This is a genomic window from Candidatus Viadribacter manganicus, assembly GCF_001679665.1.
GTDB lineage: Bacteria > Pseudomonadota > Alphaproteobacteria > Caulobacterales > Aquidulcibacteraceae > Vitreimonas > Vitreimonas manganica.
On sequence record NZ_CP013244.1, the window covers coordinates 468,416 to 481,671 of the forward strand.

A 13,256-nucleotide genomic window follows, 5' to 3' on the forward strand; every position below is an offset into this window, starting at 1 on the left:
CGAATGCGGCCGAGGCAGCTCGCACGCGAATAACTGGTGACTGAGATCTGCAGCGTTTCAGCAGCTGGCGTTGCCGCGCGCTCGGCTTGGCCCAATGCGCGTTTGAACGCGAGCGGCGTTGCCGGATCAGCGGCGATGTCGCTCGCCGCTTCCACAATGGCCGCATAGGCGTGCACCAAGGCGTAAGGGCGTTTGTTCGATCGTCTGAGCCGCAGTGATCGAGTTTTGGATGCGTGATGCGCCGAGCTGAAGCCAGGCGCTGGCCGAAGTGATGGTCAGCGCGCACGCAAGGGCGAGCGCGCGCAAGGGATGGCGCATGGTTTATTTCCTCATACGATGGGGTGCGGGCGCGCGTGCGACCGATAGCGACGCCGATCAAGCCGAGCGTAACGACAAGATCGACAAGCGAACTGGCGATATTCTGGGCGGCGCCGTCAGGGAGAGCGACGCCGAGGCGATCGGCGGCGGTCATGGCTATAACGTCAGCGCTGCGCAGCGTGAGCGATTGGATCGCTGCCTTTTCGAGTATGGATATTGGCGTGGTCATGAAGCTCCTCGTGAAGTTCGAGAAGCCTATGAGCGGCGATGCGCGGTCGGATTGAATTGGTCCGCCAGCCCTCACGCGCCTTGAAAACCAAGGCGCATGCGAGCTAAGGCTGCAGGATTAGCGTGCGGTCAGTCCGCGCTTGGCTTCGTCATATTCGCGCTTCAAGCGTGCCACGAGGTCAGCGGTTGGCAGGACGTCGTGGACAGAGCCAACGCCTTGGCCAGCGCCCCAGATGTCCTTCCAGGCTTTCGCCTTCGAACCTTCGCCGCCGCCAAAGCTCATTTTGGAGGCATCGCTTTGTTCGAGGTTTGTCGGATCGAGGCCGGCATTGACGATCGAGCCTTTGAGATAATTGCCCAACACGCCGGTAAAGAGGTTCGAATAGACGATGTCGCCGGCGGATGAATCCACGATCATCTGCTTATAGGCGGCAGGCGCATTCGCTTCGGTGGTCGCGATGAAGGCTGAGCCCATATAGGCGAGGTCGGCGCCAAGCGCTTGCGCCGCGAGAATGCCGCGCCCGGTGGCAATAGCGCCCGAGAGCAACAGCGGGCCATCGAAGAATTCGCGAATCTCGCTGATCAGCGCAAACGGCGAAAGGCTGCCGGCGTGACCACCCGCGCCCGCGCATACCGCGATAAGACCGTCAGCGCCCTTTTCGAGCGCCTTCTTGGCGAAGGTGACGTTGATGATGTCGTGCAGCACGATGCCACCGTACGAATGGATCGCGTCGTTCACATCCGCGCGGGCGCCGAGTGAAGTGATCACGATCGGCACTTTGTGCTTCACGCACGCGGCGACGTCATGATCGAGGCGCGCGTTGGTTTTGTGGACGATCTGGTTGACCGCGAACGGCGCCGCTGGCGCGTCCGGGTTTGCCTCGTCATAGGCGGCAAGTTCATCCTTGATGCGGAAGAGCCAATCATCGAGCGCGGCCTCCGGACGCGCGTTCAGCGCCGGGAATGAGCCCACGATCCCCGCTTTACACTGCGCGATGACCAATTCTGGGTTGGCGATGATGAATTGTGGGGCGCCCACAGCTGGGAGACGCAACTTGTCGAACAGAGGCGGCAGAGCCATGATTTTCTCCGGTTGCCATCAGGCGTAGCGTGCGTTCAAAAGCGCGTCGATGCCTTACATGGCGTCAAGCGGAGCGGAAATGTCTGAGCAGACCTTGGCACTGGGCGAAAACGCCGACGAGGCGGATTGGCGGGCCCTGGTTGAGCAAGGGCTAAAGGGCGCGAGCTGGGACCGCTTGGTCGGCAAAACCGCCGACGGCATCCCGCTTGAGCCGCTTTACCGCGAAGCCGACATCGCCACCGCGAGCGACATTTCAGGCGCGCCGGGCGCTGCCCCCTTCGTACGCGGTGCAAGAAGCGGTGGCTGGCTCGTGCGGCAGAGCTTTTCGCATCCGGACATCGAACGGACGAACCACGAAATCCTGGCTGACCTCGAAGGCGGCGTCGGCGCGATCGAACTGGTCATTGATCCAGCCGGCAAACGCGGTGTTGCGATCAAGAACGCCGCCGACCTCGATGCGGCTTTGACGAGCGTCATCCTAGAAGCAGCTCCCGTTTCGCTGGATGGCGGCGGCGAACGTGCAGCGATGCTGCTGCGCGACAAGCTCAAAGGCGTCGCGGCGCGCGGCACGGCCTTCAATCTTGATCCTATGGGCGCGCAACTGCAGACGGGCGCCGATCAAAGTGAGGCCGCCCTCGCCGCTTATCTCTTCACCGCGCAAACCGCGCGCGATCTGCCAGTTGCACGCTGCCTCCGCGTCGATGCGCGCATCGTGCACGAGGCCGGCGCCAGCGAGGCGCAAGAGATTGCTTATGCGCTTCACAGCGCCATCGCCTATCTGCTCGGACTTGCAACGCGCGCGCTCAGCATCGGTGACTGCGCGCGCGCGATTGGGTTTGCCGTTGCAGTCGGCCCTGATGCACTCGTTGAAGCGGCGAAGCTTCGTGCACTGCGACTCTGCTGGGCGCGCGTGCTGGAAGCTTCAGGAGCTGCGCCCGCTGATCGCGCTGCCTACATCCACGCTTTCACCTCACGCCGGATGATGACCCGTTACGACGCTTGGACGAACATCCTGCGGGTCAGCACGGCGGCGTTTGCAGCGGCGATCGGCGGCGCGGACGAGATAACCACTTACCCGCTGACCGATGCACTTGGACGGCCGAGCGCATTTGCGCGGCGCGTCGCGCGCAATACGCAGCATGTCTTGGCGGAAGAATGTCGCTTGGGGCACGTCGCGGACCCGGCGGGCGGAGCCTGGTTCGTGGAGAAACTCACGCGCGATCTGGCCGAGCGCGCTTGGGCTCTTATGCAACAAATGCAGACGCATGCAGAGCCGCTTGAGCTTCTGCAGAACTGGGTAAGTGAAACGCGCGAACGGCGGCGCACCGCGATTGCCACGCGCCGGGAGACGATCACCGGCGTCACCGACTTTCCACTGCTCGACGCAAAGCTCCCCGACTTTGAAGCGATGGCGCCCTCGAACGCAGCAGGCGGCTTCGCACCGATCCGGCTAGCCGAGCCATTTGAAGCCTTGCGCGACAAGACTGACGCTTCAGCGCGTGTGTTCTTCGCCAACATCGGATCGCAGGCTGAATTCTCGCCGCGCGCGCAGTGGACGCGGGGCTTGTTCGCAGCAGGCGGCGTGGCGAGCGTCGGCGCGGAGGACGCGTACGATGGGAGCGATGCGCTGATCGGCGCCTTCCACGCGTCGGGCGCGCGAGTTGCGGTCCTCGCCGGCACGGATGCGCACTATGCCGAGTGCGCGGCTGAGACAGCCCGCAGCTTGAAAGCGACAGGCGCCGATTGGGTGCTGCTGGCGGGCAAACCTGGAGAGCACGAAGCAGACTTGCGCGCAGCCGGCGTCGATCAATTCGTGTTCGCCGGTCAGAATGCGCTGAAAGAACTGGAGACGCTGCACACCGCATTGGGGGTGAAGCCATGACCAAACGCATCAGGCTAGCTCAGATCGACCGCCTGATCGAGGTTCTCGACAACACGCGTTTTGGGCCACCGCCGCGCGCTGAGATCGAGACACCGCGCGCCGCTTACATCAGCGCCCGGTGCGTAGAGGAACGCGCGCGCGTGATCTACGGGTGCGCGACTATCATCCTGATCATCGGGTGGGTCGTGTACGCGTTCACGATCGGATCGCTCGACTTTCCCGATTGGTTCAACCCCACCATGCTGGGGTTGCTCACCATCCATCTCGTCGCGCTCAGCCTTTTCACATTCCTCTTGCCGGTACTCCGGCGCAGAGAACGCGTGGCCTTCCTGCTCGAATACTTTGAGAGGGTCCTTACGAGCGTCGACGAACCCCTCGCACGCAAGACCGCGCCGCCTGTCGTTCTCCATGCCATCGAGGTGCTGGAGCGCGCCTCCAGTCCAGCCGAGCTAGGCCAATCCTATGCGCGGGACGAAAAATGGAGCGGCAGGGTTCACGGCTGGGATTTAGACGGCGTCTACGTCGCATTTTTGTGGGCGTTAGCAGTGGTGGTCGGCGTTTCGGGCGACCAGTTCGGCCTGCCCGACTTTTTGCGCGGTATCATTATCGGCGGCGCCGGCGTGGCCGCCTTCTATCAACTTAACCGATCGCGCGAAGAGCGCGGCATCAGGCAGCGCGCTGAAGATGCGCTTGGCCGCTGGCGCCATCTCGTGCCGAAGCTGCGCGAGTTGCCGTCGTGACCGGAGAAAGCGCGCGCACCATCATTCTTCGTCCAGCGGTTTTAGCGCTCCTTGCCACCGGCGCATTGATCGCCGCGGCATTGTTGGCGGCGGCATTGTTCGCGGCGGCCGGCGGGTGGTGGACGCCTTGGGCGGCGCGCTACATTCAAGGCGTCGACGTCTCGCACCACCAGGGCGCTATCGATTGGCGCACCCTCGCCGCGGACAAGGTCGCGTTCGCCTACATCAAGGCGACCGAAGGCGCCGACCATGTCGACACGCGCTTTGCCTATAACTGGCGCGAAGCGGATGCGGCGGGCTTGCCGCGCGGCGCCTATCACTTCTTCACGCTCTGCCAGCCGGGCGCACGACAGGCATCGAACTTCATTGCGATCGTACCGCGTGTTGAAGGCGCATTGCCGCCTGCCGTGGACCTCGAACACATGGGTCCGTGCCGCGAAGGGCCGACCATGCCGAACGTCATCGCCGAGGCGCGCGTCTTCATGGATCGCGTCGAGGCGTATTATGGCGCGCGACCGATCATCTATACCACACGCGAATTCCACGATGCGCACCTGGCCGAACTACGCGGCGAGCGCTTCTGGATCCGCTCCATCGGCACGCCGCCGAGTTTTCGCGAACGCGATTGGATCATCTGGCAGCACCACAACCGCGGACATCGCCGAGGCGTAGAAGGCCCCATCGATCTCAACGCGTTCCGGGGTGATGCGGCGGCGCTGGCGGCGTTCGCGGCCGGAGCGTCATCGTTATGATCGCACGCTACTCATCGGATGATGTTCGCGCCGGGATCGACACACTGGATCGCGGCGAACCCGACCAAGCGCGCGGTGGATGGGGCGAACCGTACGATCGCCTGCATGATGCATTGCTCGATGCGCGCAAAACGCGGCGCTACTGCGCCATCCCCGCCATGCTGATCGCGGCGGCATTGGTCATTTTATTTCATGGCCGCGTTTGGGATTTCGAGGACATTCGCAATTTGTTCGTGATCGAACTTGGCGCCGTGCTGCTTTTGAACTTCCTACTGACCAAGGTTTTTCCTGTGCTTGCGCGCGAGGACCGGGTGCAGACGTTGCTCCGCTATTACGGCGCCCAAGATGTGCCGCACGAAGAAGAGGCTATCCAGTGACGCTGCCCGATTTCTCCAGCCTCGCGCTCGAGGCGAACGTTGCGACAGCTGCCCCGCCAAACGGCGAACCCTGGCTGACGCCGGAAGGCATTGCGGTGAAGACCGCCTACACCGCCGCCGATCGCGCGGGACTGGACTTCGTCGACGGCTTTCCTGGAATGGCGCCGTTTGGACGCGGGCCGTATCCGACCATGTACGTGCAGCAGCCGTGGACGATCCGGCAATATGCAGGCTTCTCGACGGCTGAAGATTCCAACGCCTTCTATCGCCGCAATCTCGCAGGCGGACAAAAAGGCCTCTCCGTCGCCTTCGATCTCGCTACGCACCGTGGCTACGATTCCGACCACCTGCGCGTCGTCGGCGACGTTGGTATGGCCGGCGTGGCGATCGATTCTATCTACGACATGCGCACGCTGTTCAGCGGCATCCCGCTGGATCAGATGAGCGTGTCTATGACCATGAACGGCGCAGTGTTGCCGATCATGGCGCTCTATATCGTCGCCGGCGAAGAGCAGAACGTCCCGCATGCCAAGCTCAGCGGCACGATTCAGAACGACATCCTCAAAGAATTCATGGTGCGGAACACGTTCATTTATCCGCCCAAGCCTTCGATGCGGATCGTCGGCGATATCTTTGCCTACACCGCCGCCGAGATGCCGAAGTTCAACTCGATCTCGATCAGCGGCTATCATATGCAGGAAGCCGGCGCGACGGCGGACCTGGAGCTCGGCTACACGCTGGCGGACGGCGTCGAATATATTCGCGCAGGCATCGCCGGCGGATTGGATGTCGACAAATTCGCGCCGCGCCTCTCCTTCTTCTGGGCGATCGGCATGAACCCGTTCATGGAAATCGCAAAGATGCGCGCGGCGCGGCTTTTGTGGGCGAAGCTGGTTGGGCAATTCGGCGCGTCGGACAAATCGCGCGCGCTGCGCACGCACTGCCAAACCTCCGGCTGGTCGCTCACTGCCCAAGACGTTTACAACAACGCGGTGCGCACCTGCGTTGAAGCGATGGCCGCCGCCTATGGCGGCGCCCAATCTCTGCACACGAACTCGCTCGACGAAGCATTGGCGCTGCCAACCGACTTCTCCGCCCGCATCGCCCGCAACACACAGATCCTGCTGCAGAGCGAAGGCGGCGTCACCCGCCCTGCCGACCCATGGGGCGGCTCCTATTATGTCGAGCGCCTCACCGCCGATCTCGCGGCCAAGGCATGGGCGCATATCGAGGAGGTCGAAAAGCTCGGCGGCATGGCGCAGGCGATCGATCAGGGCTTGCCGAAGGCGCGCATCGAAGAGGCCGCGGCGCGTACGCAGGCCCGCATCGACACCGGACACCAAACCATCGTCGGCGTGAATAAATTCAAGCTAGACGAGCCGGAAGATATTCCGGTGCTGAAGGTCGATAACGCCAAGGTGCGTGCGATGCAGCTTGAAAAGCTGACGCGCTTGAAGGCTGAGCGCTCGCAAGCTGAAGTCAACGCAGCGCTGGGAGCGCTTGAGAACGCGGCGCGCGGCAAAGGCAATCTCTTAGAGCTTGCAGTGAACGCCGCGCGCGCAAAGGCCACCGTTGGCGAGATGTCATCGGCGTTGGAGCGCGCATTCAATCGCCACCAGCCGCCGATCCGCCTAGTGACGGGCGTGTTCTCGCGCGAGGCTGGCAGCGATGTCGCTGTTGAGCGCGCGCGCCAGAGCGTGGCCGCGTTCCAGGAAGCCGAGGGCAAGCGCCCGCGCATTCTCGTCGCCAAGATGGGCCAGGATGGTCACGATCGGGGACAGAAGGTGGTCGCCAGCGCATTCTCTGACATCGGCTTCGACGTTGAAATCGGCCCGCTATTTGCGACACCCGAGGAAGTCGCAGACCAGGCCATCGAGAAAGGCGTGCACGTGGTCGGCGTGTCGTCGCTAGCGGCCGGCCATCTGACGCTGACGCCGGCTTTGCGCTCAGCCCTGCTTGAACGCGGTCGCGGCGATATCATGATCGTCGTCGGCGGTGTCATCCCGCCGGAAGACGTACCGACGTTGAAGGAGATGGGCGCCGCGGCCGTCTATCCTCCCGGCGGCGTCATCGCCGAGATCGCGCAGGATCTGCTGAGCGCGTTGAACGAAAAGCTAGGCTACGCGCAGCCGGCTCGGAAGGCGGAGTGACCGTGAAGCTTGATGTCGTTCAACTCGGACTTCTCGCCCTCTGCGCGATCCTCGCCATCGCCTACGGTGCGATTGGATCGAGCCTTTACGAAGGCGCTCCGCCTTATCTGGCCGGCACGATCTTCAAAGCGTCAAGCATCATCATTCTGGGCATCATCGCGCTCATCGCACGCTCGCGTCTGCTGGCGACGGGGCTCTTGTTCGGCGCACTTGGCGATGCATTGCTGGCGTGGAGCCCGGATACGTTTCTCTATGGCGCGTTCGCGTTTCTCATCGGGCACCTTTTTTACATCACGCTCTTTCTCCGCGCCGGCATCGGCGTCGGCGCAGCACTGAAGCAGCCGTCGCGGCTACTCGGCGCCATCGCGCTCATTGCAGCGTGCTTTGTGATGACCTCCTTGCTCGTTCCGCGCGTCAACCCGATGTTCGCACCGCTCGCGGTCTATACCGGCGTGCTCACCTTGATGGCGCTTTGCTCTTTCACACTGCCGAGCTCACGCTGGCTGGTGATGGCAGGCGCGGTGCTCTTCTTCATCTCCGACGGCTTCGTCGCCTGGAACATGTTCCACCTCGCCCCCGATCCGGCGCTCGCCTATTGGCGCAGCTTCGCTGGCTGGATGATCTATTGGGCCGGACAAGCGGCGATTTGCTACGGCGCGCTCGGCCTCCACCGCGCGCCGCGCGTGGTATGAGCGGCGACATCAACCGCAGCGCCATCTTCACCGAGATCTGGCGCAAACACATCTGGCCGGGCCAATCGCGCTCTGGCCCAGGTTCAGGCCTCGCCCGCACGGCGCCGCTACGCGCCGCGCTCGAAGCATTTCTCGAACGCGAGCAGCCGCATCTCTTCTACGACGCCCCGTGTGGCGATTTCCTCTGGATGCAGCACGTCAAACTGCCAGCGCATACGCATTTCCTCGCCGCCGATATCGTCGCGCCAATGATCGAAGAGCTGCGAGGCCGCTACACCACGCCGACCCGCACCTTTCGCGTCGCCGATATCGTCATCGATACGCCGCCACCATGCGACGTCTGGCTCTGCCGCGAATCTCTCTTCCATCTTACGCTCACCGACGCACAAGCCGTCGTCAATCATTGGCGCGCCTCGACGATACCGCTTTTCCTCGCCACGACCTCGCCGACGATCGCACACAACCAAGACATCGCCACCGGCGCATGGCGCCCGCTCAATCTGGAACTGGCGCCATTCAATCTCGGCCCGCCGTCAGAGATGCTTCCCGATGGCGCACCAACGGATCCGCACAAATGCATTGGCGTGTGGCGTCGCTAGTGCGCTAGATCGCCCCCATGGCCGATCTCACTGCCGCCCGCGAAACGCTTCAGCGCGTGTTCGGCCATGACGATTTTCGCGGGCTGCAGTCGGACGTCATCGCCGAAGTGCTCGATGGCCGCGATGTGATGGCCGTGCTGCCGACAGGCGGCGGCAAGAGCTTCTGCTATCAGATCCCGGCGATACTGCGCCCCGGCGTCGGGCTCGTCGTGTCGCCGCTGATTGCGTTGATGCAGGATCAGGTGGCGGCCTTGCGCGCGGCCGGCGTCGCAGCGGCACGGTTGGATTCGACACTGGATCGCGATGCGCGTCGCGAGTGGCTTAGCGCTGCGCGCGAAGGCAAACTCGATCTTCTGTACGTTTCGCCGGAAGGCCTCTTCGCAAACGGCTTCCTCGATTTTCTTGAGCAATGTCCGATCGCGCTGATCGCGATCGATGAGGCGCACTGCGTTAGCCAATGGGGCCACGATTTCAGGCCGGACTACCGCGCCCTTGGGCAATTGGCGGATCGCTTTGCTAGCGTCCCGCGTATGGCGGTCACGGCGACTGCAGACCTAAAGACGCAGGCGGATATTCGCACACAGCTGCGACTCGAAAACGCCAAGAGCTTCATCGCTTCGTTCGATCGACCGAACCTCGTGCTCGCTGCCGAGCGCAAAGGCCCTAAACCACAGGATCGAATTTCAGATCTCGTGCGCGCGAGGCGGGGGAAGTCCGGCATCATCTATGCCGCGACACGCGACAACGTGGAAAAGACCGCAGCGAACCTTGCGGCTCAGAATATTCCGGCGCTCGCCTACCACGCAGGGCTGGATGCAAAGCTGCGCGCGGATCGTCAACATCGCTTTCAGGAAGAAGACGATGTGGTGATGGTCGCGACCATCGCATTCGGCATGGGCGTTGATAAGCCCGACGTGCGCTATGTGATCCACGCGGATTCACCCAAGAGCATTGAAGCCTATTGGCAAGAGGTCGGGCGCGGCGGACGCGACGGCGACACCGCCGAAGGGGTTTGCATCTACAGCGCCGCCGATTTGCGCCGCGCCATCATGTTTGCGAACCAATCGAGCGCGGCCGAACAAGTGAAAGCGGTGCAGATCAAGAAAGCACGCCAGCTTTTCGCCTTCCTCGACGGCTTGACCTGCAGGCGCGGTGGTGTGCGGCGCTATTTCGGCGAGGAGAATGTCGAGCCGTGCGGGGTTTGCGATATCTGCACCGATCCGCCCCAATCCATCGACGCAACGGAGATGGCGGCAAAGGCAATTTCCGCGGTGATGCGGATGGAGCAGCGCTTTGGCCGTGGGCGCGTCGTCAGCCATCTCATCGGCAAGGCAAGCGACAGCTTGGATGAACAATTCTCGACGCGCTCAACCTTCGGCATTGGCGCGGATCAACATGAGAGCGTGTGGCGCAACGTGATCGAACATCTCTTGTTCGAGGGGGTGCTGAGCGAGGGAGATGGAGAGCGCCCGACACTATCGATCGGAGATGATGAAGCCGTGCGCGCAATCTTCCGCAAGGAACGGCAGGTGCGCATCCGAGAAGCCGCAAAGCCGGAGCGGCGCAGCAAGGCGGGCCGCGAAAGCAAGGCGGCGGCCAAAGCCGGCTTTATCGGCGCCGATGCGAAATTGTTCGAGGCGCTGAAGGGCTGGCGCCGGGAAACCGCGAGCGCGAACGGCGTGCCGCCGTACGTCATCTTCCACGACGCAACGCTGGCGGCGATGGTGCAAGCCAAACCCTCGGACTTGGCCGGGCTCGGACGCGTGTCCGGCATCGGCGAAGCGAAGCTCAAGAAATACGGCGCCGAAGTGCTCGCGGTGCTGATCGCGGGCTGTTGAGGGCTAAGCGTCTTCGCTTTCGAGCGCGCGGCGTGCGGCAGCGGGACCGTGCGCTGCGAGCTCAGCCGCCTGCTCGACCCATTCTTCCTCGCCGATGCGCCCCTGCAGACGCAGATATTGATCGACCCAAGCGACGTTCTCGGTGTTCCAGGCCGCGATCTGATCGAAGTGGAAGACACCAAGCGAATACATCGTCGTTTGCTGCAGCAGGCTGACGCCTTCGATCAAAGTCAGATCGTCAGGCGCCCCGTTGCGCGCGGCAGGCAGAACCGGCGGCTTTGCGCGGCGGCTGATGGGTGCGGTCCGGACCGGCGTCTCTGGCGCTTGCTCGGTCGTTGCCGCAACGGGAGCAACAATCATTTGCACCGGACGCTGTTCGAGATGACGCACGCGCGCTTCAAGGTAGCGGGCACGCCACTTCCAGCGATCGGGATCCTGCCCAGCTTCGATAACCGGCGCGGGTTCGGCGGCAGGCTTCGACTCTTGAAGGTGCGCCACGCGGCGCTCGAGATACAGCAAACGCCAACGCAGAAGCATATCGACGTCGGCATTGGCGGCGAACGGTTCTGGCTCTGCCACCGCCGGCGCCTCGGGCGCTTCCGGCGCGGCCCGCAGCGCCCGTACTTCGTCCTCAAGATAAGCCGCACGAGCCGACGCTTCGCGCGCGGCCCATTCATGCACGGGCGGCGCTTCTGGCGAACCGTCCACAAGCGATTGCACCGCAGGCGCCGCCGGAGCTTGCGCCAGCGACTCCAGATATTTCACGCGCTGCTCGAAATAGCGCAGGCGCCATTCTTGAAGGACGATCTTCTCGTCCTCCACCGGTTCGGCGGGCACAGGCTCAACTTCGACATCGACCGTGCGCTCGCGTTCAATTTCCCCAGCGCGCAAGCGCGCCAATTCTTGCGCGTCGAGATCATTTAGAGCACCACCGCGTTGGAGCGCGGCCATTTCACTTGAGAGTTCATCGCTGCGCGAGCGTGCGGTTTCGAGCGCGCGCTCAAGCTCAGCGATACGGCCGTCGCGGATTTCGAGCAGACGCTGGGTCGGTGCGGCATCCAACTCCACTTCGCGATCCACCGGGCCATCGCCAGTAAAGCGGATGAGATCACGAACAAGGTGCTCACGCTCACGACGAGCGGCTTCTTCAACCGGCGCGGCGAGTTGCGAGGCAAACGCCCAGCCGGCAAGCGCCATGAAGGCTGCAACCAGCAAGAGCCAAGGCGCCAATTGTCCAATGAGGTAGATCATCTCATCCGCTCACATAGAACTCAATGCGCCGGTTCGCGGCTTGCCCCGTCGGGGTGGTGTTGCTTGAGCGCGGACGATCCGGGCCGTAGCCGTGAGCGCTAAGACGTGCGCGCGCAACGCCCTGTCCCGCAAGATAGGACGCGACCGCATCGGCGCGGCGCCGCGACAATTCCATGTTCATCGCGCGATCGCCGGTATTGTCGGTGTGACCCGCGACTTCGATCGAGAAACGATCGCAGCGCAATGCAACGGACGCCAAAGCATTGAGGACACCGCGGCTCGCAGGGGCGAGCGCTGCCGAGCCCTCATCGAAGGTGACGACGTTGCGCTCCATCAAGCGATCGAAGGCGCGCTCACAAGTCTCCGCATCGCCAGCGTTGAGATCGAGACCTTGCAGTTCGGGATGATCGACGTCGAGGCCATCGATGGTGACGGCAAGACGCGACCGGAATGGCGCGGGCGGCTCTTCCAGAGCCCGGCGCACGGCGTCGACACCGGACTGCCCGCCATCGCCGATGACGACGATCTGCGCATCGATGATACGCGCCTCGCCGGTGCTGAGACTGGCGACGGCGCGAACGGCGCGCTCGGCCATATCGGCAAACAAGGGCGAAGCGGCGCCGCCGGCGACGTGCATGTCGTCAACGGCTTCGACGTTTGGGAAAACCTGCGCTGCTGTCGTCATCAACACGGTGCGTGTGTTTTCACTTGGCACGGCGCCGCCAAGGACGACGCGTGAGCCATCGCGACGAACGCTCCAGGCGAATGGACGCTCAAAGGCGCCGACGCGCAGGCCGGCTGTGTTGACGCTGGTGACGCCGCCGGACCACATGCCGCCACCGCCAACCGCAGTCAGAGCCACACGGCGCGCCGCAACGATATCGGCTTCTTCTTCGACAATCCCGCGCAACAGCACGCGCTGGCCATTCATGGCGACATCAAGCCCCGGAAAGCCCTCGGCGGAGAGCGCGGTGGTGACCCGCGCCTTCAGTACATCCGGCAGGCGCCACACAGCTCCATTGTGCGGACCGAGCATGCCCAGCAGCGCCGCAATTGCCGCGCCGCCAAGTCCGGTGAGCAGCATGACGCGACGGCGCGCGGCAGGATCGCCGAGCGAGATCACGATACACGCGCCCGGCGCACTTGCGCTTCTGTAAGTGCGGCGCGCAATTGTTCGGTTTCCCGGATATCTGCCTCTCGGCGTTGCGCCGCGAGCATGACATAAGCGCGCCAGCCAATAGCGAAGCCAATGAGCGCCGCTACGGCGTACAGGATCACCTCGGAGACGATAAGGCCGATCATTTTTCCCGCGCTACGCGCAACACTTCGCGCTTTAACGCCCTTCTAA

General features: G+C 63.4%; 13 protein-coding genes. 9 read left to right on the forward strand and 4 right to left on the reverse strand.

Annotation, left to right across the window (positions count from 1 at the left end):
* The first annotated feature begins 316 nt into the window (after positions 1 to 316).
* Complete coding sequence (locus tag ATE48_RS02435) at positions 317 to 631, forward strand: hypothetical protein (RefSeq protein ID WP_156767562.1); 315 nt, start codon at positions 317 to 319, stop codon at positions 629 to 631.
* A 33-nt stretch (positions 632 to 664) separates the two neighbouring features.
* Here the strand turns inward: ATE48_RS02435 and ATE48_RS02440 are convergent, their stop codons facing one another.
* Positions 665 to 1,627 carry an NAD(P)H-dependent flavin oxidoreductase gene (locus ATE48_RS02440; RefSeq protein ID WP_066767469.1) on the reverse strand — a complete coding sequence of 321 codons (963 nt, stop codon included), beginning with the start codon at positions 1,625 to 1,627 and terminating at the stop codon, positions 665 to 667.
* A 79-nt stretch (positions 1,628 to 1,706) separates the two neighbouring features.
* Here ATE48_RS02440 and ATE48_RS02445 point away from each other — a divergent pair, with 79 nt between their 5' ends.
* The 8 genes from ATE48_RS02445 to recQ are packed head-to-tail and all read left to right on the forward strand — an operon-like array spanning position 1,707 to position 10,657.
* Positions 1,707 to 3,509 (forward strand): methylmalonyl-CoA mutase family protein, encoded by a 1,803-nt coding sequence (locus ATE48_RS02445; protein WP_066767471.1) that lies wholly within the window; start codon positions 1,707 to 1,709, stop codon positions 3,507 to 3,509.
* Complete coding sequence (locus ATE48_RS02450; protein WP_066767472.1) at positions 3,506 to 4,249, forward strand: hypothetical protein; 744 nt, start codon at positions 3,506 to 3,508, stop codon at positions 4,247 to 4,249. The genes ATE48_RS02445 and ATE48_RS02450 overlap by 4 nt, the downstream gene beginning before the upstream one ends.
* Positions 4,246 to 5,001: a glycoside hydrolase family 25 protein gene (locus ATE48_RS02455; protein ID WP_228126748.1), complete on the forward strand. Its 756-nt coding sequence runs from the start codon at positions 4,246 to 4,248 to the stop codon at positions 4,999 to 5,001. Before ATE48_RS02450 ends, ATE48_RS02455 begins: the two co-directional genes overlap by 4 nt.
* The gene (locus tag ATE48_RS02460; RefSeq protein ID WP_066767474.1) at positions 4,998 to 5,378 is read left to right on the forward strand and encodes a hypothetical protein; all 381 of its coding nucleotides are present in this window, start codon (positions 4,998 to 5,000) and stop codon (positions 5,376 to 5,378) included. The genes ATE48_RS02455 and ATE48_RS02460 overlap by 4 nt, the downstream gene beginning before the upstream one ends.
* Positions 5,375 to 7,528, forward strand: a complete 2,154-nt coding sequence (scpA, locus tag ATE48_RS02465) for a methylmalonyl-CoA mutase (RefSeq protein WP_066767476.1) — start codon at positions 5,375 to 5,377, stop codon at positions 7,526 to 7,528. Before ATE48_RS02460 ends, scpA begins: the two co-directional genes overlap by 4 nt.
* On the forward strand, positions 7,525 to 8,220 hold the full coding sequence (locus ATE48_RS02470) for a lysoplasmalogenase family protein (protein WP_066767478.1): 696 nt from the start codon (positions 7,525 to 7,527) through the stop codon (positions 8,218 to 8,220). The genes scpA and ATE48_RS02470 overlap by 4 nt, the downstream gene beginning before the upstream one ends.
* Positions 8,217 to 8,819, forward strand: coding sequence for a class I SAM-dependent methyltransferase (locus ATE48_RS02475; protein ID WP_066767480.1), 603 nt, complete (start codon positions 8,217 to 8,219; stop codon positions 8,817 to 8,819). Before ATE48_RS02470 ends, ATE48_RS02475 begins: the two co-directional genes overlap by 4 nt.
* A gap of 17 nt (positions 8,820 to 8,836) precedes the next feature.
* Positions 8,837 to 10,657, forward strand: coding sequence for a DNA helicase RecQ (gene recQ, locus ATE48_RS02480; RefSeq protein WP_066767482.1), 1,821 nt, complete (start codon positions 8,837 to 8,839; stop codon positions 10,655 to 10,657).
* Between the two features lie 3 nt (positions 10,658 to 10,660).
* Here recQ and ATE48_RS02485 read toward each other — a convergent pair whose 3' ends face one another.
* From ATE48_RS02485 to ATE48_RS02495, 3 genes are read right to left on the reverse strand one after another with little or no spacing between them, the layout of a single operon-like run.
* Positions 10,661 to 11,908: a hypothetical protein gene (locus tag ATE48_RS02485; RefSeq protein ID WP_066767483.1), complete on the reverse strand. Its 1,248-nt coding sequence runs from the start codon at positions 11,906 to 11,908 to the stop codon at positions 10,661 to 10,663.
* Position 11,909: 1 nt separating this feature from the next.
* Complete coding sequence (locus ATE48_RS02490; RefSeq protein WP_066767484.1) at positions 11,910 to 13,031, reverse strand: OmpA family protein; 1,122 nt, start codon at positions 13,029 to 13,031, stop codon at positions 11,910 to 11,912.
* The gene (locus ATE48_RS02495; protein WP_066767485.1) at positions 13,028 to 13,210 is read right to left on the reverse strand and encodes a hypothetical protein; all 183 of its coding nucleotides are present in this window, start codon (positions 13,208 to 13,210) and stop codon (positions 13,028 to 13,030) included. Before ATE48_RS02495 ends, ATE48_RS02490 begins: the two co-directional genes overlap by 4 nt.
* Positions 13,211 to 13,256 lie beyond the last annotated feature (46 nt).